Annotated in this window: 25 protein-coding genes; 10 read left to right on the plus strand and 15 right to left on the minus strand. The window is 74.4% G+C overall.

Annotated features, from left to right (window positions below; translation table 11 throughout):
* From ispG to ACIRBX_RS24405, 4 genes are all read left to right on the plus strand, one after another.
* On the plus strand, window positions 1–1095 hold the full coding sequence (ispG, locus tag ACIRBX_RS24390) for a flavodoxin-dependent (E)-4-hydroxy-3-methylbut-2-enyl-diphosphate synthase (protein WP_402299415.1): 1095 nt from the start codon (window positions 1–3) through the stop codon (window positions 1093–1095).
* 93 nt (window positions 1096–1188) lie between these two features.
* Window positions 1189–2289, plus strand: coding sequence for a hypothetical protein (locus ACIRBX_RS24395; protein WP_402299417.1), 1101 nt, complete (start codon window positions 1189–1191; stop codon window positions 2287–2289).
* 85 nt (window positions 2290–2374) lie between these two features.
* On the plus strand, window positions 2375–3367 hold the full coding sequence (locus ACIRBX_RS24400) for a TIGR01777 family oxidoreductase (RefSeq protein WP_402299419.1): 993 nt from the start codon (window positions 2375–2377) through the stop codon (window positions 3365–3367).
* Window positions 3368–3464: 97 nt separating this feature from the next.
* Window positions 3465–3668, plus strand: a complete 204-nt coding sequence (locus tag ACIRBX_RS24405) for a cold-shock protein (RefSeq protein WP_402299421.1) — start codon at window positions 3465–3467, stop codon at window positions 3666–3668.
* A gap of 59 nt (window positions 3669–3727) precedes the next feature.
* Here ACIRBX_RS24405 and ACIRBX_RS24410 read toward each other — a convergent pair whose 3' ends face one another.
* The 3 genes from ACIRBX_RS24410 to ACIRBX_RS24420 form a co-directional block, all read right to left on the minus strand.
* Window positions 3728–3952: a helix-turn-helix domain-containing protein gene (locus ACIRBX_RS24410; RefSeq protein WP_402299422.1), complete on the minus strand. Its 225-nt coding sequence runs from the start codon at window positions 3950–3952 to the stop codon at window positions 3728–3730.
* Complete coding sequence (locus ACIRBX_RS24415) at window positions 3952–4443, minus strand: DUF2975 domain-containing protein (protein WP_402299423.1); 492 nt, start codon at window positions 4441–4443, stop codon at window positions 3952–3954. The genes ACIRBX_RS24410 and ACIRBX_RS24415 overlap by 1 nt, the downstream gene beginning before the upstream one ends.
* Before the next feature lie 85 nt (window positions 4444–4528).
* On the minus strand, window positions 4529–5152 hold the full coding sequence (locus ACIRBX_RS24420; RefSeq protein ID WP_402299424.1) for a LysE/ArgO family amino acid transporter: 624 nt from the start codon (window positions 5150–5152) through the stop codon (window positions 4529–4531).
* A 70-nt stretch (window positions 5153–5222) separates the two neighbouring features.
* On the opposite strand from ACIRBX_RS24420, the gene ACIRBX_RS24425 reads away from it, so the two are divergent.
* Window positions 5223–6149, plus strand: coding sequence for a LysR family transcriptional regulator ArgP (locus tag ACIRBX_RS24425; protein WP_402299425.1), 927 nt, complete (start codon window positions 5223–5225; stop codon window positions 6147–6149).
* Between the two features lie 113 nt (window positions 6150–6262).
* Here ACIRBX_RS24425 and ACIRBX_RS24430 read toward each other — a convergent pair whose 3' ends face one another.
* Together ACIRBX_RS24430 and ACIRBX_RS24435 are read right to left on the minus strand one after the other, a co-directional pair.
* Window positions 6263–8680 (minus strand): SsgA family sporulation/cell division regulator, encoded by a 2418-nt coding sequence (locus ACIRBX_RS24430; protein WP_402299427.1) that lies wholly within the window; start codon window positions 8678–8680, stop codon window positions 6263–6265.
* Complete coding sequence (locus ACIRBX_RS24435; RefSeq protein WP_402299428.1) at window positions 8680–9519, minus strand: RNA polymerase sigma factor; 840 nt, start codon at window positions 9517–9519, stop codon at window positions 8680–8682. Before ACIRBX_RS24435 ends, ACIRBX_RS24430 begins: the two co-directional genes overlap by 1 nt.
* 221 nt (window positions 9520–9740) lie before the next feature.
* Here ACIRBX_RS24435 and ACIRBX_RS24440 point away from each other — a divergent pair, with 221 nt between their 5' ends.
* Window positions 9741–9923 (plus strand): hypothetical protein, encoded by a 183-nt coding sequence (locus ACIRBX_RS24440; protein ID WP_402299430.1) that lies wholly within the window; start codon window positions 9741–9743, stop codon window positions 9921–9923.
* 52 nt (window positions 9924–9975) lie between these two features.
* Here ACIRBX_RS24440 and ACIRBX_RS24445 read toward each other — a convergent pair whose 3' ends face one another.
* From ACIRBX_RS24445 to ACIRBX_RS24455, 3 genes are all read right to left on the minus strand, one after another.
* Window positions 9976–11145 carry a hypothetical protein gene (locus tag ACIRBX_RS24445; RefSeq protein WP_402299432.1) on the minus strand — a complete coding sequence of 390 codons (1170 nt, stop codon included), beginning with the start codon at window positions 11143–11145 and terminating at the stop codon, window positions 9976–9978.
* A 166-nt stretch (window positions 11146–11311) separates the two neighbouring features.
* Window positions 11312–11566 (minus strand): hypothetical protein, encoded by a 255-nt coding sequence (locus ACIRBX_RS24450; protein WP_402299433.1) that lies wholly within the window; start codon window positions 11564–11566, stop codon window positions 11312–11314.
* 116 nt (window positions 11567–11682) lie between these two features.
* On the minus strand, window positions 11683–13419 hold the full coding sequence (locus ACIRBX_RS24455; RefSeq protein WP_402299435.1) for an amidase: 1737 nt from the start codon (window positions 13417–13419) through the stop codon (window positions 11683–11685).
* Between the two features lie 81 nt (window positions 13420–13500).
* Between ACIRBX_RS24455 and ACIRBX_RS24460 the strand changes: the two genes are divergently transcribed.
* The gene (locus ACIRBX_RS24460; RefSeq protein WP_402299437.1) at window positions 13501–14148 is read left to right on the plus strand and encodes a TetR/AcrR family transcriptional regulator; all 648 of its coding nucleotides are present in this window, start codon (window positions 13501–13503) and stop codon (window positions 14146–14148) included.
* Between the two features lie 142 nt (window positions 14149–14290).
* On the opposite strand, the gene ACIRBX_RS24465 is transcribed toward ACIRBX_RS24460, so the two are convergent.
* The 4 genes from ACIRBX_RS24465 to ACIRBX_RS24480 all read right to left on the minus strand — a co-directional run bounded on the left by ACIRBX_RS24465 (window position 14291) and on the right by ACIRBX_RS24480 (window position 17719).
* Window positions 14291–15610, minus strand: a complete 1320-nt coding sequence (locus tag ACIRBX_RS24465; RefSeq protein WP_402299438.1) for an MFS transporter — start codon at window positions 15608–15610, stop codon at window positions 14291–14293.
* Entirely contained in the window at window positions 15607–16146 is a 540-nt protein-coding gene (locus tag ACIRBX_RS24470) for a hypothetical protein (protein ID WP_402299440.1), read from the minus strand. The genes ACIRBX_RS24465 and ACIRBX_RS24470 overlap by 4 nt, the downstream gene beginning before the upstream one ends.
* On the minus strand, window positions 16143–17459 hold the full coding sequence (locus ACIRBX_RS24475) for a hypothetical protein (RefSeq protein WP_402299883.1): 1317 nt from the start codon (window positions 17457–17459) through the stop codon (window positions 16143–16145). Before ACIRBX_RS24475 ends, ACIRBX_RS24470 begins: the two co-directional genes overlap by 4 nt.
* A gap of 110 nt (window positions 17460–17569) precedes the next feature.
* On the minus strand, window positions 17570–17719 hold the full coding sequence (locus ACIRBX_RS24480; RefSeq protein ID WP_402299442.1) for a hypothetical protein: 150 nt from the start codon (window positions 17717–17719) through the stop codon (window positions 17570–17572).
* A 317-nt stretch (window positions 17720–18036) separates the two neighbouring features.
* On the opposite strand from ACIRBX_RS24480, the gene ACIRBX_RS24485 reads away from it, so the two are divergent.
* On the plus strand, window positions 18037–18444 hold the full coding sequence (locus ACIRBX_RS24485; protein ID WP_402299444.1) for a TipAS antibiotic-recognition domain-containing protein: 408 nt from the start codon (window positions 18037–18039) through the stop codon (window positions 18442–18444).
* A gap of 302 nt (window positions 18445–18746) precedes the next feature.
* Here ACIRBX_RS24485 and ACIRBX_RS24490 read toward each other — a convergent pair whose 3' ends face one another.
* Both ACIRBX_RS24490 and ACIRBX_RS24495 read right to left on the minus strand, forming a co-directional pair.
* Entirely contained in the window at window positions 18747–18914 is a 168-nt protein-coding gene (locus ACIRBX_RS24490; RefSeq protein ID WP_402299445.1) for a hypothetical protein, read from the minus strand.
* A 139-nt stretch (window positions 18915–19053) separates the two neighbouring features.
* Window positions 19054–19812 carry a TetR/AcrR family transcriptional regulator gene (locus ACIRBX_RS24495; protein WP_402299447.1) on the minus strand — a complete coding sequence of 253 codons (759 nt, stop codon included), beginning with the start codon at window positions 19810–19812 and terminating at the stop codon, window positions 19054–19056.
* 238 nt (window positions 19813–20050) lie between these two features.
* Here ACIRBX_RS24495 and ACIRBX_RS24500 point away from each other — a divergent pair, with 238 nt between their 5' ends.
* Window positions 20051–22156 (plus strand): HelD family protein, encoded by a 2106-nt coding sequence (locus ACIRBX_RS24500; RefSeq protein WP_402299884.1) that lies wholly within the window; start codon window positions 20051–20053, stop codon window positions 22154–22156.
* A gap of 91 nt (window positions 22157–22247) precedes the next feature.
* On the opposite strand, the gene ACIRBX_RS24505 is transcribed toward ACIRBX_RS24500, so the two are convergent.
* Entirely contained in the window at window positions 22248–22631 is a 384-nt protein-coding gene (locus ACIRBX_RS24505) for a hypothetical protein (RefSeq protein ID WP_402299449.1), read from the minus strand.
* 111 nt (window positions 22632–22742) lie between these two features.
* On the opposite strand from ACIRBX_RS24505, the gene ACIRBX_RS24510 reads away from it, so the two are divergent.
* A complete protein-coding gene (locus tag ACIRBX_RS24510; protein WP_402299450.1) occupies window positions 22743–23207 on the plus strand; it encodes a MarR family transcriptional regulator in 465 nt (154 codons plus the stop codon).
* Window positions 23208–23238: the final 31 nt, after the last annotated feature.

The following is a 23238-nucleotide window of genomic DNA, read 5'->3' on the forward strand; positions in this document are numbered from 1 at the left end:
ATGTACAGCCTCCAGGTCCCGCCCAAGCGCCGCGCCTCCCGGCAGATCCGGGTCGGCTCGGTGCCGGTCGGGGGCGACGCGCCGATCTCGGTGCAGACCATGACCACCACCCTGACCGCCGACGTCGACGCCACCCTCCAGCAGATCGCCGCGATCACCGCCGCCGGCTGCGACATCGTCCGGGTCGCGGTCCCCTCCCAGGACGACGCCCGGGCACTGCCGGAGATCGTCCGCAAGTCCCCGATCCCGGTCATCGCCGACATCCACTTCCAGCCCCGGTACGTCTTCGCCGCCATCGACGCCGGCTGCGCGGCGGTCCGGGTCAACCCCGGCAACATCAAGCAGTTCGACGACAAGGTCAAGGAGATCGCCGCCGCCGCCTCGGCGGCCGGCGTCCCGATCCGGATCGGGGTGAACGCCGGCTCGCTCGACAACCGACTGCTCGTCAAGTACGGCAGGGCGACGCCGGAGGCCCTGGTCGAGTCCGCGCTCTGGGAGTGCTCGCTGTTCGAGGAGCACGGCTTCCGCGACCTCAAGATCGCGGTGAAGCACCACGACCCGCTCACCATGATCACCGCCTACCGGCTGCTCGCCGAAGCCTGCGACTACCCCCTGCACCTCGGCGTCACCGAGGCGGGCCCCGAGCTCCAGGGCGCGGTGAAGTCCGCCGTCGCCTTCGGCATCCTGCTGCACCAGGGCATCGGCGACACCATCCGGGTCTCCACCTCCGCCCCTCCGGTCGAGCAGGTCAAGGCCGGCAACCACATCCTGCAGTCCCTCGGCCTGCGCCCGCGCCGGCTGGAGATCGTCTCCTGCCCCGGCTGCGGGCGTCTCCAGGTCGACATCCACCGGCTCAGCCGCCAGGTCGAGGCCGCCTTCGAGGGCTTCCCGATCCCGCTGCGGGTCGCGGTCATGGGCTGCGTGGTCAACGGCCCCGGCGAGTCCCGCGAGGCCGACCTCGGCGTCTCCTCCGGCAACGGCAAGGGCCAGATCTACGTCAGGGGCGAGATCGTCCGCACCGTGCCCGAGTCGCGGATCGTCGAGGCCCTGCTGGAGGAGGCGGCCCGGCTCGCGGAGCAGCAATCGGGTGATTGAACCGCCGGAGCGCGGCGGCGGGCGAAGCTTCTCCGGCACGTGGTCGTTCTGAGTGCAGACGGCCGGCCGCGCACGTTCGGTGTTGGAGGAGTGATGAAACGGACAAGGCGCTTCGCATCCTGGTTCGGCGACGGGTGGTTCGGCGAAACCATCGCTCTCGCAAGGGAGTTCGACCACCCCTGGTACGGACGGACGGCCTCACCGGCCGCCGCCCTGGTGGCGGGTTGGCTGCACCGGGCCGGCCTCCCCGCCACCCTGACCGCCACCGCACCCCGGGGCCGACCGGCCGGCCCCGGGGGCACCGGCGCCGAGGGCATCGGCACCGGCACCGGCACCGGCACCGGCGGATCACTGCTCTGGTACAGCAGTGCCTACCTCGACCCGCGCCTGGGGGCGGTGGGCCTGGCCCTGGCCGCACCCGCCGGCCACCCCGCCCTCCAGCGCGAGGCCCAACTCGCCCTGCAGGCCTGGCAGGAGCGGCTCGCCACCCGGCGCGTCCTGCTGCTCGGACCACCCCCGTCGTCCGTGCCCGCGCAGCGCACCGCCGCATCCCCCGCCCCCGCGCCGGACCCGGCCGGACTGGCCAGGGAGTACCTCGCCGAGGGCGATTCGGTGCTGGTGCTCGGACCGGCCACCCCCGGCCTGCAGGCGCTCTGCCCGACGGCCCGTCAGCAGGTGGTCTACATCGACCACCCCGCCACGGCAGAAGAATCGTTCTCGCACGAACTCGACGGCGACCGGCTCTCCTTCGTGCTCTCGCCGGACCTCCCGGCCGAGGACGCCGCCGCCATCCTACGGACGGCCCGCCGGCACTACCCCCACCTGCGGGGTCAGCAGCCCGACCAGTGGTCCTACCGGAGCTCGGACCTGCTCCACTCGCTGCGCCTCACGCTGGAATCCGCCGACGAGCTCTGGCTGCTGCCCGCCACCGGCCCCCGGCACCCGCTGCTCGACGCCGCCCTGAGCCGGCATCCGGTCCCGGTGCGGGAGTTGACCACCCCCACGGACTTACCCCCGCACTGGCTCCGGGCCGACCTCCGCTCCCTCGCCCTGATGCGCACCGACCTCAGCGGTGCCGGAGGCCACTGCGACCGGCTGATCGGCCTGCTCTCCGGGCTCGGCCCGGTCGGCGTGGTGGCCCGGGAGGTCTCCACCCGCTCCACCACCGAGCACTACCTGCCGACCCGCCCCTGAGCCGCCGCGCCCACCCTCCACCCGCACTTGAACACGTTCAATTATTCTGGTTGAGTTCTGCCCACCCAGAGGAGGGCGAGAGCCGATGAAGATCGTGATACCCGGCGGTACCGGGCAGGTGGGGATGCTCCTGGAGCGCGAGCTCGGTGCCGCCGGACACCAGGTGACCATCCTCAGCCGACGGCCGGCCGGCCCCGGGCAGGTGCACTGGGACGGCCGGACCCTCGGCCCCTGGGCCGACCTGGTCGACGGCAGCGACCTGGTGGTGAACCTGGCCGGACGCAGCGTCAACTGCCGCTACACCCCGGCCAACCAACGCGCCATGATGGACTCCCGGGTCGACTCGGCCCGGGTGGTGGGCGAGGCCGTCGCCGCTGCCGCCCGGCCGCCCCGGCTCTGGCTCCAGATGAGCACCGCCACCATCTACGCCCACCGCACCGCCCCCGCCCACGACGAGGCCACCGGCGTGCTCGGCGGCGGGGAGCCGGACGCCCCGGCGTACTGGCGCTACAGCGTCGAGATCGCCGAGGCCTGGGAGCGGGCCCAGCAGGAGGCGCCGACCCCGCACACCCGGAAGGTCGCGCTGCGCACCGCCATGGTGATGAGCCCCGACCGGGGCGGCGCCTTCGACCTGCTGCTGCGGATGGCCCGGCTCGGCCTCGGCGGCCCGATCGCCGGCGGCGGCCAGTACATGTCCTGGATCCACGGCGACGACTTCGTCCGCGCGGTGCTGTTCCTCGCCGAACGGGAGGACCTGAGCGGCCCGGTGAACCTCTCCTCCCCCTCCCCGCTCCCGCAGCGCGCCTTCATGCGCGAGCTGCGGGCCGCCGCCCGCGTCCCGGTCGGCCTGCCGGCCACCCGGTGGATGGCCGAGCTGGGCGCCTTCGCCCTGCGCTCGGACACCGAACTGCTGCTCAAGAGCCGCCGGATGGTGCCGGGCCGGCTGCTCGACGCCGGGTTCGCCTTCGCGCACCCGCACTGGCCGGGGGCCGCCGCCGACCTGGTGCGCACCCTGCGCCGACCGCGCGCGGCCGGGCCGGCCGCCGACTGCCGGAGGCCGGTTCACCCGCGAGGGTGAGCGCGCGGCAGCGGGGTTTCCGCGCGTCACGGCCGGGGAGGACCTTCGCGGACCACGGCGACCAGGACGTGGGCACCGCAGCGGAAGGGCACCGGGAATGGCGCAGGGTTCGGTCAAGTGGTTCAACGCGGAGAAGGGCTTCGGCTTCATCGAGCAGGACGCCGGTGGCCCGGACGTCTTCGTCCACTACTCGGAGATCCAGGGCCCCGGCTTCCGCAGCCTGGAGGAGGGCCAGCGCGTCGAGTTCGAGGTCGGCCAGGGGCCGAAGGGCCCGCAGGCCCAGCAGGTCCACCTGCTCTGACCCGGCCGTGTCCGTCCGGCGGGGCACCCCCGCCGGACGGACACCCGGCTGACGGAGCGTCAGCCGCCGAGGACCTCCTCGTCGGACTCCCAGCGGAGCAGGTCCCCCGGCTGGCAGCCGAGCGCCTCGCAGAGCGCGGCCAGGGTGGCGAACCGCACGGCCTTGGCCCGGCCGTTCTTCAGCACCGCCAGATTCGCCGGGGTGATCCCCACCCGCTCCGCGAGCTCGCCCACCGACATCTTCCGCCGGGCCAGCATCACGTCGATGTCCACCACGATGGGCATCAGATCACCTCGTCCAGCTCGGCCTGCAGCTGCGCAGCCTCGACGTCGCGCGCCACCGCCTTGGCCAGCAGCATCCGCAGCACCAGCACCACCAGCGCGACCCCGAGCACGGCCAGGCCGATCCCCGCCATGATCACCGTGACCCCGGGGTCGTCCCGCTGGCCCGGCGCGTTGATCGCCGTGACGACGAACCAGAGCACGGCCACCGCCACGATCGAGCCGATCACCCCGTCCACGTAGCGGAAGGCCGCGTCCGAGAACACGGTGCCCTTGCGCACCATCGCCACCAACCGCCAGACGCAGTACAGCGCGACCTGCGCCACCGCCATCCCCGCCACCACGATCAGCCGGAACGCGGTCAGCGGAAGCGAGCCGTCCTCCGGATCATTGCCGCTGATCACCGTCCAGAGCATCAGCACCTGGAGCAGCACGGTGCCGGCGAACACCACCGCGAGTACGGCGCGCAGCGCGCGCACAGTCAGTCGTCCCATGACCCACCTTCCATCGTTCAACGATGGGAATCTATCGATTGTCGATAGCCTCGGCAAGGGGGTGGGCCCGATTCGGACTCCGGATTCAGACTCCGGCGATCAGCAGCCCGCCCGTGGTCAGCATGGTCGCGGCCACCACGCCGTCCAGTACCCGCCAGGCCCTCGGCCGCGCCAGCAGGCCGCCCAGCAGCCGCGCGCCGTAGCCCAGCGCGGCGAACCAGCCGACGCTGGCCAGCGCCGCGCCCGCGCCGAACGCCCAGCGCAGCTCGCCCCGGCCCGAGGCGAGCGAGCCGAGCAGCAGCACGGTGTCGAGGTAGACGTGCGGGTTGAGCCAGGTCAACACCAGGCAGGTGAGCACCGCCCGCCGGGCCGACCCGGCCCCGGGCCCGCCGGCCACCAGCGCCGCCGCCGGGTCCGGGCGGAGCAGCCGACGGACCGCCAGCAGGCCGTAGCAGAGCAGGAACCCACCACCCGTCAGCCCGACGGCCGTGACCGCCGCCGGCCACGCCTCGATCACCGCCCCGACCCCGGACACCCCCAGCGCGATCAGCACCGCGTCGGAGAGGGCGCAGACCGCGACCACCGCGAGCACCGCCTGACGGCGGGCGCCCTGGCGCAGGACGAAGGCGTTCTGGGCACCGATGGCCACGATCAGGGAGAGCCCGGCGAGGAATCCGGCGGCGGTCGCCGCGAGCGTGCTGCTGTTCATGGCCCAGACCGTACGGAGCGGGCTCGTGCGGCGTACAGCTAAAGATTCTTACGTATCCTTAGCAGCCATCATGGACGAACTTCCGCTGGACCAGGTCCGCACCCTGCTCGCCGTGGTGGACGCCGGCACCCTGGACGCCGCCGCGACCGCCCTGCACGTGACCCCGTCGGCCGTCAGCCAGCGTCTCAAGGCGCTGGAGCAGCGCACCGGCCGGGTCCTGCTGCTGCGCACCAAGCCGGTGCGCCTCACCGGATCCGGCGAGGTGGTGGTCCGCTACGCCCGCCAGCTGGCCCGGCTGGAGCGGGACGCCCGCGCCGAGCTGGGCCTGGCCTCGGAGCACGGCCCGGCCCGGGTGCCGATCGCGGTGAACGCCGACTCGCTCGCCACCTGGTTCCTCCCCGCGCTCACCCGGGTGCCGCAGGACCCGCCGATCTGCTTCGAACTGCACCGCGAGGACGAGGCCCACACCACCGCCCTGCTGCGCGAGGGCCAGGTGATGGCGGCCGTCACCTCCTCTCCCGATCCGGTGGCCGGCTGCCTGGTCCGACTGCTCGGGGTGGCCCGCTACCTGCCGGTGGCGGCACCGGAGTTCGCGGCCCGCCACCTCACCGGCGCGCTCGCCGACGACCTGGCCGACGACCGGGGCGCGGCCCCGACCGTGGTCTTCGACCGGCGCGACGACCTCCAGGACGCCTTCGTGCGCTCGCTCACCCGGGGCCGCTCCGGCGCCGGGCGGATCCGCCACCTGGTGCCCGCCTCCGACGGCTTCCGGGACGCCGTGGCGGCCGGCCTGGGCTGGGGCCTGGTACCCGAACCGCAGGCCGTCCCGCTGCTGCGCACCGGCCGGCTGGTCGAGCTCGCCCCGGCCCGGCCGCTGGACGTCCCGCTCTACTGGCAGCAGTGGAAGCTGGACTCGCCCGCCCTCTCCACCGTCGCCGAGGTCATCGCCCGGGCCGCCGCCGAGGCGCTGTCCGGCACCGACCCGGGCCACGGCTAACGGTTCACGGTTCACGGTTCACGGTTCACGGCTGACGGCTGACGGCTGACGGCTGACGGCTGACGGCTGACGGCTGACGTTGCCTCAGGTCGGCACGGCACCGGGCCGGGCGGTCAGCCGGCGCTGTCGGCGCCCCGGCCGGCCCGGCTCAGCCCGGCCTCGAACTCGGCGAGCGCCGCGCCCACCCGGCGGTGCTCCTCCCCCACCGGCACCACCCGCCGGGACGCGTCCAGGAAGGCCCTGAGGTCCGGGCCGGCCATCACCAACCGGGCCTCCCCCCGGGGCGATCCGAGGTGGACGAAGACCTGGTCGCCCGGCCCCGCCCCGGGCTCGGCACCGCCCCGCCAGACCCGGACGTCCCCGCTTCCCGCCCGGGACCGCGCCCCCTCCACCAACAGGTCCCGGGCGAAGGTCCAGGTCGGCGCCCCCGCGCCGCCGGAGCCGAAGTCCGCCTCCACCGCGTACGGGTCGTCGGAGGAGTACCGGAGCCCGACCGTCAGGCCGCTCCGTTCGGTGCCGTCCCGGCCCTGGAGCAGGAACATCCGCACCTCGGCGTGGATGACGACGGAGCCGTCCGGAGTTTCGGCGCGAGCGATACGCGCTCCCGGTCGGATCACCAACTCCACTGCCACGTCAGCTGTTTCACCCATCGTGCCTCGCTCGTCCTCCTGCTCCTCCGCCGCGGCGCGCGGGACCGTCGGGGCCTCGATCAGCAACTGCCGCCGGACCGGGCCCGCCCCGGCCGTGCCTCCCGGCGCGCCCGAGTACACGGGCAGCACCAGGTCCGGATACCGGTCCGTGACGGCCCACTCCGGCGCGCGCTCGGGCGGCCCGGGCGGCGGCACCTGCTCGACGGCGCCCGTCACCCCCTCGCCGTACCCGACCACACCCCCGGAGCGGCCCAGCGACCTCCGCCGCTTCCGGGCCGCCAGTCTCCTGAACGCCGCTTCCCTGCTGCGCAGTTCGGCCCTCCCCCGACCGGGACCGCGCCGTGCCCGAACCCCTCTGCGGGGCAGCACCGGCCGGCCCGGCACGGCCGGCCGACGGTCGGCCAGGACATCCGGCGGGCATCCGGTGAACAGGCCGGAGAGCAGGTCGGGGAACAGCTCGGAGACCAGCTCGGGAAGGAGTTCGGAAGGCAGCGAGCGCAGCAGGTGATCCGGAGCGCAACGGATCAACTCCCCTTCCGTCGATACCACTTCGCCCGTCGGTCGGAGCCGGGCGAGCAGGCCCAGGACCGCCCGCGCCAGATTGCCCGGCGTCGGCCACTCGGCCCGACCACTCACCCCGGCCATCGACCACCGGTCCACCCCGCGGCCGGCCGATCCGGCCCCCCATCCGTCCCTCGCTCCGGCACCGAACCCGGCCCCGAACCCGGCCGCCCACCAGCCCACCCACCCGCCCGCGGACCCGGCCACGCTCCAGTCCGGCAGGCAGGCCCCTTGCCGGAGAACGGACATGACGGGGCGGCAGGCCGTCGAGCCGGGCTCCACCCACAGGTAGCCGTCCGGGACGGCGTGCGGACGCAGCCGGACGAGGGCCGCCCCCGAGCACCAGGAGCCCGGGAACCTCCCGTCCGGCCCGCCGTCCGACCAACCGGCCACCAGGTCGGCCCCGACCGGCCCCGCACCCCGCGCCACCTCCGGCCGGCCTTCCGGGTGAACCTCCTGCCACCACCACCGGCGGCGCGGCGGGAGCAGGCCGGAGACGTCCGTCACCAGGTGCCGGTCACCGGACGGCGAGTACCCGCCTCCGAGCAACCCCTGGGCGAACGAGCTCTTTCCGGTGCCCCCCATTCCCAGCAGCACCACCGAACTCCACTCCGTACCGGCTTCCAGTCGGAGCCCGACCGACAGCGGGTGGGTGCCCCAGAGCGGCCAGCAGTCACCCCACCCACGACCCGGCCCCGGACCCGGGTCCAGGTAGCTGCGGATCTCCCGGACCAGCCCGAGCGCGGTGACCGCGCTGTGCTCGCGCATCGCCCGGAGCCTGGACAACGGGTCCACCGCCGCCAGGAGTTCGAGCGCGACGGCCCACCAGGTGTCCCGGGCCACCGTGCAGCGCCAAGCCCTCCTACTGATGCCCTGCTCCCGGCCGGGGCGCGGCATGCCCGCCAACCGGAGCAGCACGGCGTCATCCGCGAACCGGCCGACACCCGCCAACCTGCTTCCGGGCAGCAGGAGTTCCCGCAGCTCCCCCGCCCGGGCCGGCACCGTACCGAAGTCCACCGTCACGGCTGGCGGCATCGCCGTGCCGCCCTCCGGGCCCCGCACCACCGCGCCGGAGAGGGCACCGCTGCCCGACCCGTCCCGGTCCTGGCCCTCCGGCTCCTCCGGCTCCTCCCGGTCCTCCGGCTCTTCCCGGCCGGGCTCCAGGTGTTCGGAGATCTCCCGTCGCACCAGGTCCGGAAGGGGTTCGTTCACCGCGCGGACGTGCCGGGCTCCGAGGCTGGAAGCGGCGATCAGCGCTTCGAACTCGTCGTCGTCCTCGGCCGGCCCGCCGTACCCGGCCGCACCGTCGTAAGCGGTCATCACTGTCCCCCTTCAGCGGATTCAAGCGTCGTCTGGCGGAGTTGGGCCTTCACTCTCAGGCGGCCGACCCGGCTCTCCAGGGCCTTCTCGGTGAGGCCGACCCGGGCGGCCGCCTCACGCTGGCTGTAGCCGGCCACCCGGAGCAGGATCCCTTCGCGCAGTTGGGGGTCGACCTGTTCCAGCAGGTCGAGGACCTCCCGCACCTCGGACTGCAGGACGGCCGACCAACACGGGTCCACCGCCCGCTGGTCGGGGATCGCGTTGAGTGCCTCACCGTCGTCGGGGTGACCGTCGGCAGCCGGGCGGTCGCGGCGCCAGCGCATGTACGAGGGCTGGAAGCCCCGCAGCGAGGCGCCGACGAAGTAGGTGGTCAGCGCCGCCCCGCCGTCGGGGCGCCAACTCCCGCGCAGCAGGCCGTACTCACGGAAGATCCGCTCCCCGGTGATCACGCTGTCGGTCACCACCTGGATGCGGTCGTCGGCCGTCCAGCCGGGCACGATCAGGGAGGGGCGCACCGGCCTGCCGACCGCCCTCGACCGATGGAAGATCTCGTCGGTGTTGCTCCACTTGCGCAACGTGGTCCACGCGTACTCCATCAGGCCGCTCAACACCCGCCGGTAGCGCGGGCCCTGGAACCCGTCGCGCCGCAGGATCTCGACGAGCATCGCGTCGGCGGCCGCCCGGGCGGCGCGTTCCGAGACGTCCTCGGCCTCGCCACCGCCCTCCAGGACCAGGTCCCGTTCGAGTGCCGACAGGCCGGGGCCGTGGAGATCGAGCGCATGGCGCACGCCGTCCGCAGCGGGCGGGCTGCCCCCTCCGTCTGTGACCTCGTGCGACACGAAAGCTCCTCGGGTCCGGCCGTCACGCCGCTCGGCGGCGCGTCCCAACACCTGCTCTTCTAGGGGCCACCGGGGCGGTACCCCGCGCGGTCCGGCAAGATTCTTTTCCGGATCCCGGTGTGATCCAGGTCACCCGAGGGGTGACGCCCCGTCAGGCACTAGAGCATCGACAACGGGTGCCGCGCAGGGCGGCCGTCCCGTCGAACCCGAAGGAGTCCGACGTGAACCCTCAAGGCCCCCTCCTCGGACAGCGCGCCGCCGTGATCTTCCTGCTCGGCGTCCTGGTCGCCGTCGCGGCCGGCGTGCTGACCTTCCTGTCCGGCACCGCCCCCGCCGGCTGCTTCCTGGCAGCCGGCGGCGGGTTCGTCGGAGCCGTCCTGTTCTTCCACACCATCATCGAGTGAGACCGGCCGTGCCGGCCGGCTCGGCCCGACCGCACGGCACCGTGACCGCGACTCAGACCAGGCGGTCACGGTGCTGCGCGGCCACCGACCGGACCAGGGCGGCGAAGCCCTCGCGTGCGCGGTTCTGCCGGGCCTCGGCCCGGGCCTCGGCCTCCTCCGCGTCCGCGTCCCCGTCCGCTCCGTCCTCGTCGAGCGGCTCGGCGTACTCGTCGTGCAGCAGCCAGCAGCCCTGAATGCCGGTCAGCAGGTCCTCCAGCAGGTCCAGGGCGGGCCGCTTCGGGTCGAGCGGGGTGAGCCGCAGCCCGTCCTCGTCGGCGCCGTCCGACTCCTCGTCCTCCTCCGCGCCCTCGGCGTAGGCCGCGAGCAACTCCTCGGCCTCCTCCAGCTGTTCGCGGAAGGCGGCCGGATCGGGCAGCACCCCGTCGGCCACCAGCAGGGCGTGCCGCACCAGCCCGGTGACCACGTCGTACGGGGAGGCTCCCGCCTCGATCAGCTCCAGCACCAGGGTCGGCGTCTCGTAGGGCAGCGACTCGATCGTGTCCGCCTCCCGGACGGCGTCGACCGCCAAGTGGCCGGAGACGGCGCCCGCCGCCTCCGCCGCCGCCGCCAGCCAGTGCACGGCGGCCACCGCCGCGGCGGTCGGGTCCACCTCGGAGAAGAGGGCGGCCGGACCGAACGGATTCTCGGCCAGCAGCCGGTCCGCCGCGGCGACCTGGACCGGCGAGGCGTCCTCGCGGGAGAGCAGCACGGCCTGCTGCGCCCGGCCGCCGAGGTCTCCCAGCTCGGCCGCCTCGACGGCGGCCAGCTCGGCGGCGGTGTCGGCCCGGACGGCCTCGGTCAGCTCGGGGACGGCCAGCGCCAGCAGGGCCCGGCCGATCCGGTTGGCGTTCTCCACCAGCGGGCTGTAGGAGACGGTGATCGAGCCGCCGTGCGGCAGGTGCGGCTCCACCACCGCCGCGGCCACCTCCGCGAAGGCCTTGCGCTCGTGCTCGCGCCGCCACCCCTCACTGCCCGGCTCCAACGACCGGGCCGCGCCCGCCGGGTGGGTGTAGGTGCGCCAGGCGGCGGCCGAGAACTGCGTCAGCACGCTCGCCAGCCGCGACAGCGCCACCAGGTCCGTCCCCACCGGGACGGCCGCGACCCGGGTGGCCAGATCGCCCTCCCCGCTCCCCCAGGTGGCGATCAGCTCGTACCGGACGGGATCGACGCAGTACCGGGTCATGACGGACCACCTCCAGGCTGTCGCACCGTCATATCACCCGCGGGCGACCCTCCGTGCCCGGTTGGGTCATGAAACCCCCCGAACGCGGGCACCGGCGCGGACCGGGGGCGGCGGGCCGCGCGGCACGACCCGCCGCCCCGGCCCGGCCCTGCGGGAGCGGCTTCGGTCAGTCCTGGCGCGGGTAGCTGTGCACGCGCAGGAAGAGCAGGTTGCCGGCCCCCGGCCGGAGCTCGAACTGGTGGAAGTGGGTGGCGTCGGGCAGGGACTCCACCCGGAAGGCCACGCCCCAGGGGTGGTCCTGCGCCACCACGATCTCCGGCGAGCCGGGCAGCCGGAGGGTGACGCCCGCCACCCCGGTCAGCTCGACCGGTGCGTCCCGGCCCGCGAGGCGGACCGAGATCCCGAACGGTACGTCCTCCACACTGCCTCCCGCGTCCGACGACGGGATCACCCTCGCACGGCACCGGCCGCCGACACCCGGTCACCACCGCGACGGTGACGCGGCGTCACCCACTCGGGCGACGCCGCGTCAGCAGGTCACTCGGCCGGCAGGCGCGGGGTGCGCGGCGGCTCGGTCCGGCGCTCGCCGGTCGCCTCGAAGGCGGCTCCCAGGGCGAGCAGGGCGTTGTCGTCGTAGGCGCGGCCGGCGAAGGTCAGGCCGACCGGCATGCCGGTGTCGGGCATGGTGCCCATCGGCACGGTGACGGTGGGGATGCCGAGGTGACGGGGCACCAGGTTGCCGTTGGCGACCCAGACGCCGTTGCGCCACCCCAGGTCGGCGGAGGCCTCGTTGACGTCCATGTCGGCGGGGGCGACGTCGGCCAGCGCCGGGAAGACCACGGCGTCCAGGCCGAGCCCGTCCATCCACTGCTCCAGGTCCACCCGGCGGGTCTCCTCCAGGCCGCGCAGGCCCGCCTCGACGTGCGGCATCTCGGTGAAGGAGGCGTACGGCCGCTCCGCGACGAAGCGCGGGTACTCGCCGATGGTGTCGTCGAACCCGGCGTAGCGGTCCGGGAGTTCACCCTGGTGCTTGGGCCAGATCCGGTCGGCGTCCACCTCGGCGATGCTGGGCAGCGCCGGGTCGCCGTTGGCCCGCAGGAAGTCGTCCCAGGCCCAGGCGGAGAGGTCCTCGATCTCGACCTTGAGGTAGTCGCGGGTGACGAAGCCCCGGGTGAAGACCGAGGGTGCGCCGGGGCGGTCCGCCTCGTAGTTGGTGACCACCGGGAAGTCGACCTCGACCACCTCGGCGCCGGCCGCCTCCAGGTCGCGGCGGGCCGCCTCCCAGAGCCCGATCACCGAGGCGCGGGTGTCCACCCGCTGGCCGGTCTGGCCGCCGATGCCGCCCTCGGGGTTGGTACCGGCCTCGGGGTCGGCGTTGACGTACATCCTCGGCACGCCGACCCGCTTGCCGGCCAGCGCGGCCCGGGCCGCGTCCGCGTCGGCGGGAGCCAGCGCGGGGTAGGAGGCCGGGCGGACGGCGGAGGCGGCGGGCAGCTCGATCCACGGCTGGGCGCGCCAGAGGTCGCCCCGGGTCTCGGCGTCGTCGGCCACCACCACGTCGAGCAGCTCGAACAGGTCGGCCATCGTCCGGGTGTGCGGGACCACGACGTCCATGGTCGGCACCAGCGGCCAGTTCCCGCGCACCGAGATCACGCCCCGGCTGGGGGTGTAGGCGCAGAGCGCGTTGTTGGAGGCGGGGGCCCGGCCGGAGGACCAGGTCTCCTCGCCCAGGCCGAAGGCGCCGAACGAGGCGGCGGTGGCGGTGCCCGAGCCGTTGGAGGAGCCGGAGCCGTAGGCGCTGGTCAGCCAGTCGGCGCTGTACGGGCTCTCGGCCCGGCCGTAGACCCCGCGCTGCATGCCGCCGTTGGCCATCGGCGGCATGTTGGTCAGCCCGATCAGCACGGCGCCGCCGGCCCGCAGCCGCTCGATCGCGAAGGCGTCGCGCTGGGCGACCAGGTGCTCGAAGGCGGGTGAACCGGCCGCCGCCGTCAGGCCCTTCGCGAGGTAGCTGTCCTTGGCCGTGTAGGGGATGCCGTCCAGTGGGCCGAGCAGCTCGCCGCGCGCGCGGCGGGCGTCGGAGGCCTCGGCCTCGGCACGGGCCTCGGGGTTCATCACGACCATCGCGTTGAGCGCGGTGGCGGTGCCGGGCGCGTCGTACGCCGCGATCCGGGCCAGGTAGGCGTCGAGCAGCTCGACCGCCGTCGTCTCGCCCTTCTCCAGCGCCGCGCGCAGGCTGGCGATACCGGCTTCCACAACATCGAATCCGCGCGTCATTGCGGGTCTCTCCTGACGGTCGTGCTGACTAGATTTTCAGTCTAGACTAACGGTCTAGATCACCGGAACCGGGATGGGGCCATGTCCGACAGGATCGAGCGGAAGCGTCAGCCGAGTGGCGACGACGCGCGGGAGCGCGCCATGCGGGCCGCCATCGCGGCGATCGCCGAGAAGGGCGGCCCGGGCGGGGTCCGGATGGCCGACATCGCGGCCCGGGCCGGCATGAGCACCGGCCACATCCTCTACCACTTCGGCCGCAAGGACCGGCTGCTGCTGGAGGTGCTGGCCTGGAGCGAGGCCGATCTCGGCGCCCGCTTCGAGGAGGCCGCCGCCGGGGCTCCCTCGTCCACCGGGAAGCTCGCGCTGTTCGTCCGCTACTACCTGCCGCGCCAGCAGGGCGACGAGCGCTACGGCCTGTGGACCCACATGTTCGCCCGCCCGCAGGACGAGGCCAGCCGGCAGTTGCTCACCGACCTCTCCGACACCTGGGACGCCCGGCTGGAGGCCGTGGTCCGGGAGGGCCAGGCCGGCGGCGAGTTCACCACCGCCGTGGACCCGGCGGACTTCACCGTGCGGGCCGTCGCGATGCTCAACGGCCTCTCCGGGGACGTGATGTTCGGCCGCCCCCGCTGGCTGGACGCCTCCGCCGACGCCTTCGCCCTCGCCGCCTTCGAGCGCGAGCTGCGGCCCGACCAACCCGACCGGCCCCCGTCGTCGCCCGCCGCCTGATGCTCCGTCACCGTCCGAGCGGCTCGACTGCCGACGACGGGGGCGGCCACCGGACCTCAGGCCGCCGACCCGCGCCGGACGTCCGCCGACCACGCCTCAGCGGCCCCCGGAGCGGCACGGCGGGGAACCGCCGGACGGGGACTCACCTCCGCGCCGCCGCCAGCGCCACGGGCACCACCAGCAGGGCGATCACCGCCCCGCCGACGGCCAGGACCGGGTAGCTGCCGAGGGCGACGACCGCACCCGAGGCGAGGCCGCCCGTGCTGGCCGCGACGGCGAGGCCGACGTCCACCAGACCCTGGGTGCCCGCCCGGCGCTCCACCGGGACGGCGGCGGTGACGATCGCGGTGCCGCTGACCAGACCGAGGTTCCAACCGAGGCCGAGCAGGACCAGGGCCGTCGCCAGGGTCGCCACCGAGTGCGGCGGGGCCAGTGCGGCGAGCAGACCGGCCGCCGCCAGGGTGACGCCGGAGGCGGCGGCGACCGGCAGCGGGCCGAGCCGGTCCACCAGCCACCCGCTGAGCGGAGAGGGCAGGAACATCGCGCCCACGTGCAGGGCGATCACCAGCCCGGCAGCGCCGGTCCCGTGGCCGTGGTGGTCCAGGTGCACCGGCGTCATGGTCATCACGCCGACCATCACCACCTGCCCGAGCAGCATGACCCACAGCCCGGTGGCCAGTCCCGGCCCGCGCGGCCCCGGGGCACGCACCGCCGGCGCACCGGGCGGACCGTCCGGGGCCCGGGCACCATCCGGTCCCGCCGCACCGTCCGACGGGACCGGCCGAACCGCTGACGCATCCTCGGCTGCCAGCCGGCGGGCCAGCACCAGGGGATCGGGGCGCAGCAGCGTGCCCAGCAGTACCGCCGCCACCCCGTAGGCGACGGTGGCCAGCAGGAAGGGCCCGGCGAGCGCCGGGATGCCCCAGCGCTCGGCGGCGGCGCCGGAGAGGGTCACCAGGTTGGGTCCGACCACCGCTCCGAAGGTGGTGGCGAGCAGCACCGCGCTCACCGCCCGACCCCGCCGGTGCGGCGCGGCCAGATCGGCACCGGCGTAGCGGGCTTGGAGGTTGGTGGCGGTCCCGGCTCCGTAGACCAGCAGCGAGAACAGCAGCAGCGGCACGTGGTGCGCGGCCACCGCGGCCACCACGCCGAGGCTGCCCAGCGCGCCGGTCGCGTAGCCCGCCGCCAGGCCGGGGCGGCGGCCGTGGCGCTGGCAGAGCCGGCCGATGCCGAGCGCGCCGAGCACGCCGCCGCCGGTGAACAACGCGCTCGGGATGCCGGCCAGACCGGTCGAGCCGAGCAGATCGTCGGCGAGCAGCGCACCGACCGTGATGCCGGCTGCCAGCCCTGCTCCGCTGAGGGCCTGAGCGGCGATCAGGACCGCGAGGGTGCGCCGCTGTTCGGGCCGGTCGGCCTCCGGCGCGGGCGCCGGTCCGGTGGAGGCAGCGGCGGGGGCGCTCACCCGGCTGCGAGCGGCTGGAGCAGGGAGATCTCTTCCAAGGACATGTCGAGGTGCTCGCGCAGGTAGCGCACGATGGTCCAGTGCGCCGTCGCCTCCTCGTCGAAGGGACCGAACTCCCGGCAGTAGAGCGGGATCCAGCGCAGCGCCTGCTCCGCCGCCAGCTCGCGGCCGGGCTCCTGCTGGTACTCCTCGTAGCCGATGCTGCGGTGGTGGACGAAGAAGCCGCCGGGCAGCCGCTCGCAGAGCGCGGGGTACTCGCGGGTCTGCAGGATCAGGTAGTGCCAGACCTCGTCGATGTGCTGCTCCACCGGGAGGAACAGCCCGGCCAGGGCGTCCCGGTGTCGGGAGACCAGGTAGAGGTAGCGCAGGCATTCGAGCACCTGGCGCTCGGCGTCCGATCGGTCGGCGCCGGTGCGGGCGGCGGTGTAGGCGGTCACCTCGGCGTGCAGGTCCTCGCCGAGCAGGGCCCGGAGCTCGGCGGCCGTGACCGGCGGGGCCGGCACGGGGCTGGGGGCGGCGGAAGGCTGACGGGTCATCGGGTCCCCTCGGCGGATCGGCGGTCGGCGGCGGCGGTGGCAGTGGCAGTGGTGGCGGCGGTGGCGAGCCAGGCGTACTTGCCCGACGGGCCGATCGGCAGGTGCTTGTGGTGGGCCACCCGGGCGGGGCGTCCGGTGAGCAGGCGCACGGCGTCGGCGAGCCGTCCGGCCTCGGCGGGGTCGAGCGGGGTGCCGTCGAAGGTGGTGAGGTCGAGGACGGCCGTGCCCGAGCCGTCGGCGGCGCCGGGGCCGCCGTCGCTGACCGTGAGCCGGTGGACGAAGACCGCCGGGGCGAGGTCGCCGACCAGGTCGTCCAGGTCGGCCTGGGCGACCGGCCCGTCCGGGGCGGGCAGCAGCTCCTTCTCCCGCCCGCAGAACCGGGTGATCCGGCCGGGGTCGGTGGAGCCGTCCGCCGTCCGCACGCAGTCGCCGGAGCGGTAACGGACCAGCGGCATCCAGGGGTTGCGCACGCTGGTGACGATCAGGCTGTGGGTGCGGCTGCCGGGGGCGACGGGCACCAGCTCGACGCTCATGTCGTGCAGGTACGGGCGGTAGTCGCCGCCGCTCTCGCCGTAGTAGAGGTAGCCGAGCTCGGTGCTGCCGAAGAGGTCGACGACCGGGCAGTCGAAGCGCTCGCGCAGGTACCGGGAGACGTTGCGCGGGGTGTACTCGTAGGCGTGCACGATGGCGGCCGGCCGGGGGAAGTCCTCCCAGAGGTTCCAGCGGTCGACCTTCCGGACCAGATGGGCCAGGTGGTACGAGGAGCAGTCGAGCAGGTACCGGCCACCGGGGTGCTCGGCGGCGGCGCCGCGGATCTCGGCGAGCATCCGGCCGACCTCCGCCCTCGTCCAACTCGCCGGGTCGAGACGGAGGTTGAGGTAGAGCGTGCGGTCGTCCAGCCGCCGGTCGTCGAGCGTCGGCTCGGCCGGGGCGGCCTCGCCCCGCTTGCCGGCGTTGACCCGGGCGACGTGCTCGGTGGCCAGCACGGTGGTCAGCGAGACCCGTCGGCTCCCCTCGTGCCAGGTGCCGGCCAGGTCGGGATGCTCGCTCCACAGCCGGTAGTACGAGTTCAGCAGGAAGTACGGCGGGCGGATGATCTGCATCCGGGCGTGGTTGGTGCCGGTGGATAGCACGTACTCCGCCTCACCGGCGGCGAGCGCCTCGGCGAGCGCGGGCGTCATCCAGTTGTCCGGGAAGCCACGGGCGATCTCGGGCTTCTCCAGGATGGGGAAGTGACCCCGTTCGATCGAACTCCGGTAGATCGGGACGTCCTTGATCCGGTCGACCACGTCGGCGGTCGGCTGGCCGTTCACTGTCACCCCCGGTGGGTACGGGCAGGCGGGCAGGCGCTGGTGCCGCGGAGCGGCGGTCGGGCCGACCATGGTGGCCCGACCGCCGCTCCGCAGTGGTGCGTGACGGTGCGTCAGGAGATACAGCCGGACTTCACGACGCTGATGCAGCCGGACTTGGGCGTGGCGCTGATGCACCCGTCCTTGGCGGCGGACGCGGAGTTGACGGCCACCCAGCCCTTCCACTTGTCGTCCTGGGTCATCTTCTTGATGAGCTGCTCCATGGGAACCTCCGGGAGGTGGAGTGGATCGTTCACGGCTCACTTGAAGCCGCCACGTCAACCTAAAGTTCTGGTCAAGAGAGTGTCAACAGTGCGCAATGTGACGAACGCGAACCGCACGTCGGGTTTGACGATCACCCCGACCGATCGGACCCCTCGCAACCGGGAGCGGAAACGGCGTGCCGGTCGGCTGACCAGGTGTCAACTGCCGCTCCGGACTGACAGTTGATCATTCACAGCCGGTCATCGCCGGCAGGTCGATGGCCCCTCCGGGACGCACCCGAGGGATGCCGGGACGAACGAACGACGGGAAACAGTGCATGGAGATCGGCCACCAGGACCGGTGCCGCCGGGCGTTGGCCCGGGAACAGGCGGAGAGCCTGGCGGGGACCGACGGCTGGGCGCAGGCGGACAGCACGCAGGTCCACCGGGACCGGAACGTCCTGCATCGGGAGATCGCGGCCCGCCTGGAGGGCTGCTCGCTGCCCGGCGACCAGGAGGTCCAGGAACTCGTCAGCCGGCACCTCGCCCTCGTCAGCCGGTTCTTCGCCCCGCCCCGGGAGGCCTGCGTCGGCATGTCGCTCCTCTACGCCGAGGACGAGGCCATGCGGGCGTTCCACGACGCCCACCACGCCGGGATGGTGGCCTTCGTCGGCGCGGCCATCGAGGCGTTCGCCCAGCAGGGCAGCGGATTCGCACCGAGCGCGGAGGCCGGGACCCCGGCCTAGTCGGGCGATCCCGACCGGGCCGTCGGCGGGCGGGCGCACCACGAGCCGCCGTCCCGCCGACGCCCCGGCGGACGCACACCGACAACATGGCTCAGGGCTCGCCGAACTGACGCACTGTCAACAGATCACCCCCGGCCCGCCCGGCGACCCTGGCCGTCCCGGCACCGGGACCCGGGCGGCGTCGGCCGCACCCGGGCCGGACCACCCGCGGGCGGCACGGGGCCGGATCGGCCGGTGTCAGCGGCTCGATCCGGCCCCGTGGCGCCTCATCCGGCAGCGGGTCGACCGGTCCGGGGTGCGTCCTAGCCGGTCCCCTCCGAGCCCTCGCCCTCGGCGGGCAGGCCCAGCTCCTCCCGGTCCTCCTCGGTGCGCTCCTCCAGTGCGGCCTCGTCGGGGCGGAGCGGCAGGCCACGGCCGTGGCCGGTGTCGGGGTCGCCCTCGACCTCCTTGTTGGACTTGTGGTGGGACATGGTTCCTCCTCGACCCGGGTTCCGGGCTCGTCTGCCCGGAGACGGTCCTGCTCCCCCATCACCGCCTCCGGCCCGGCTCTCCGCAACTCGGCACACCCTCCCGCAGCCGCCCCCAGCAGCCGGCAGCCACCCGGCGCGGCTACCGCCCGCCCTCGGGCCGGTCCGCTTCGAGCCCCGCCTCGATACCGTCCAGCAGCCGCCGCAGGCCGAACTCGAAGCCGGCGTCGGCCGGCTCCTCGAACGCGCCCTGCTCCCAGAGCCCGTACAGGTGCGGGAAGCGTTCCCGGGTGATCAGCCGGGTGAGGTGCGGCGTGGCCTGCTCCCACCACCGCTCGTAGTCCACGCCGCTCTGCCGGGTGTCGGCCTGCTGGTCGGCCAGGGCACGGCAGACACCGCGCACGTACGCCTCGACGCTGTTGGCGATCCGGGCGGTCTCCCGAGGGGCGAGGCCGAGCGGTGCCAGGGCGCCGTAGAGCGCGTCGGAGCGCGCGGTGGTGTGCGGTCCCATCAGCAGGAGACCCGGGGTGGACGCGGCACTGGTCCACGGGTGACGCGCCGCCAGATCGCGGGCGTCCCGGGCCCACTGCTCCAGTGCGGTGCGCCAGGAGGCGTCCCCGGGGAGCGGCGGAAGGGTGCCGGTGACCCGGTCGAGCATCAGGTGGAGCAGCTCCGCCCGTCCGGGGACGTAGGTGTAGAGCGACATGGTGCCGGTGCCCAGGTGCTCCGCCACCCGCCGCATCGAGAGCTGCTCCAACCCCTCGGCGTCGGCCACCGCGATGCCGGCGTCCACCACCTGCGCACGGGTGAACTTGGGCTTGGGTCCTCGGTTCGGCGGAGTCTCGGTCCCCCAGAGCAGCTCCAGGATCCGCCCCGGCTCGGTCCGCTTCTTCTCGCTCACCGGCGCTCCTCGCTCACGATCGCGGTGACCCGGATCACGTCCACATCGTACGCCATACGGAATTAACCCGGCATGCCGTACGGTTACCTCCCCTCGGTAAACCCCGTACGGGGTACCGAGTTCTGGACCCGCCCGACCAGGAGCCCATGTGCCGCACCGCACCAGTCCCAGCCCCGAGTCCTCCGCCACCCCCACCCAGGACCGCCTGCTCGCCGTCGAGCAGGCCCACCTCTCCGCGATGCACGCCCTGCTCGACCACCGGACGGCCACCCTGCGGGGGGAGCTCGACGCCCTGCTCAAGGCCCCCGCCGAGGAGGCCGGCGGAGCCTACGCCCGGGATACCGCCGTCGCCCGGCTCACCGACCGGCTGCGGCGGTTCGAGGGAGCCGGGCAGGGTCTGTGCTTCGGCCGGGTCGACCACACCGACGGCACGGTGCTGCACATCGGCCGGCTCGGGCTGCACACCGAGGACCGTGACCTCCCGCTGCTGGTCGACTGGCGGGCCGACGCCGCCCGCCCGTTCTACACCGCCACCGCCGTCCACCCGCAGGGCCTGCGCCGACGCCGCCACCTGCGGCTGGCGGACCGTACCGTGCGCGAGATCACCGACGAGATCCTCGACGGCTCCGCTCCGACCCCCGAGGACCTGATCGGCGACGGCCCGTTGGTCGCCGCCCTGGAAGCCCGCCGGACCGGGCGGATGGGCAGCGCCGTCTCCACCCTCCAGGCCGAGCAGGACGCGGTGGTCCGCTCCCCGCACCGGGGCGTGAGCGTGGTGCAGGGCGGGCCCGGGACCGGGAAGACCGTGGTGGCCCTGCACCGGGCCGCCTACGTGCTGTACGCCTTCCCGCGCGCCGCCGAACAGGGCGTGCTGGTGCTCGGCCCCAACTCCCGCTTCCTGGACTACATCGCGCACGTCCTGCCGTCGCTCGGCGAGAACGACGTCCTGCTGGCCACCGTCGCCGACCTGACCGGCATCCGGCCGACCGCCACCACCCCACCGGCACCTGGCGCTCCGTCAACAGCCGCTCCGGCGACGGCCGCTCCGGCGACGGCCGCTCCGGCGAAGGGCGCTCCGGCGAAGGCGGTCGTGCTCAAGGGCCGTGCGGTGATGGCCGAGGCGCTCGCCGCCCTGGTGCACGGTCGGCAGGCGACCGGGGACGACCTCGCGTTCTCCGTCCGGGTCGGCCAGGATCGGGTCGTCGTGGACCCGGAGGAGGTGGCCGCTGCCGGAGAGGAGGCGCGGCGCAGCGGGCTGGCGCACAACCAGGCGCGCGAGCTGTTCAAGGAGCGGCTGGTGGACGCCGCCACCGACGCGGCGGCCCGGGCCACCGCCGACACCCTGGCCCGGATCGACGCCGAGGTGACCGAGGCCACCGGACTCGACCTCGACCGCGTCGCCGGGCGGGACCTGCGCAACCTCGGCTTCGACGGGGCGGCCACCGACGTCACCGAGGAGATCGACCACGAGGCGCTCCGCGCCGATCTCGCCGAGCGGGCGGAGGTCGACCGGGCGGTCGACCGGCTCTGGCCCCGGCTGACGGCTGCCGCCGTGGTCGAGGCGCTGCTGGCCGCCCCCGGGGAGCACCTGCCGGGGCTCGCCGAGGCCGACCGGGCCCTGCTGCTGCGCCCGGCGCGCGGAGCGACGGCGGCCTCGACGGAGGCCTGGACGGAGGCCGATCTGCCCCTGCTGGACGAGGCCGCCGCACTGGTCGACGGCCCGCCGGAGCGCACCTTCGGGCACGTGGTGGTGGACGAGGCACAGGAGTTGAGCGCGATGCAGTGGCGGATGCTGGCCCGGCGCTGCCCGTCCCGCTCGATGACCCTGGTCGGCGACTTTGCCCAAGCGGGCCCGGCCACCGAGGCCGGCGGCTGGACGGAGGCGCTCGCCCCGCACTTCGGCAGCCGGTTCGCCCTGCACTCCCTGACCGTCAGCTACCGCACCACCCAGGAGATCCTGGCCACCACCCACCCCGTGCTGGCCCGGATCGCCCCCGAGCAGACCCCGGCCACCGCCATCCGCCACGGCGAGCCCCCGCGCACGGCCCCCGTCCACCCCCGGACGCTGGCCGACGCCTTGCTCTCCGAGCTCCGCGACCAGGCCGACCGGCACCCCGACGACCTGCGCGCCGTGGTCTGCGCCGACCACCGCACCGCCGAGCTGGCCCGGGCCGGGGTCACGGAGTGGGCCACCGTGGTGCCCGCCTCCGAGGCGCGCGGCCTGGAGTTCGACACCGTCCTGGTGGCCGCCCCCGACGAGATCGCCGCCGCCCGCAGCTGTGGCGAACGCGACCTGTACGTCGCCCTCACCCGGGCCACCAAGCGTCTGGTGACGCTCGCCTGACGCCCCGTCGGCAGGCCGCCGGTCTCCGCGTCCCGTGGGGTGCGGAGGCCGGCCCGTCAGACGATGGGGCGGGCACAGTGCGCCGGGCCGGTCAGGCGACGGCCCCGGCGACCCCGGTCCGGCCGGCCGGAGTTCCGGTGATGGTCACGATGACCTGGGAGCGGACCTGCTCGCCGAGGACGGCGGCCAGGGCGTCGGTGGTGGCGGCGACCAGGCGGGCGGGGGCGTCGGGGACCTCGGGGAGGTGGTAGGCGGCCTCGCGCATGCTGAGGGTGACGACGGGGTTGTCGCGATCGGCCGGGAGGCCGCCCACGCCCCGGCGGTGGGCCGGGATGCCGATCAGGTCGACGCCGACCAGGCGGGCGAAGCCGGGGCCGAAGACGGTGCCGACGGCGTCGGTCAGGGCGGCGATCAGCTTCGGCTCGACGGTGCCGTCGAGGGCTTCGTCGCGGATGTGCACGGTGAAGTGCGGCATGGGGCAGCTCCGTTCGCGTGGGTACGTCCGTACCATGAGGGGCTGTTAGCTTTGCCAGTAAAACAGCTTTGCTTGCAAAGGTAAATCCCGGAGCGACCACGGAGGCAGCGGATGACGGCCCGCCAGGAGAACGAAGTCGACGACATGGTGCGGGAGTTGCTGCTGCTAATGCCGAGGATGGTGAGCCGGGCGAAACAGATCCCGGTCCCGGAGGCCCTCCGGTCGCTCTCCCTCGCTCCACGCCACCTCTCCCTGCTGGCCTACCTGCTGCTGGACGGCCCGATGACCGTCAACGACCTGGCCGGCCGCCTGCGGATCGCCCCGACCACCGCCAGCCTGCTGATCGGCGACCTGAGCCGGAAGGGCGTCCTGGAGCGCCGCGAGGACGAGGCCGACCGCCGACGCCGGATCGTCGACATCACCCCGGCCCAGCGGCCCGCCATCTCCCAGTGGCTCGCCCCCGGCGCCGCGGCCTGGCGCACCGCCCTCGGTCCGCTGACCCCGGATCAGCGCCGCCTGTTCGTCGAGACCCTGCTGGCCTACGAGGCGGCGGTCGGGGGCGGTCCCGAGGAGTGACGGACCGTGCCCTACCCTGGCCCCGGCTCGG

Origin of the sequence: Kitasatospora sp. NPDC096147 (assembly GCF_044763225.1) — a bacterium.
In the GTDB taxonomy this organism is placed as follows: domain Bacteria; phylum Actinomycetota; class Actinomycetes; order Streptomycetales; family Streptomycetaceae; genus Kitasatospora.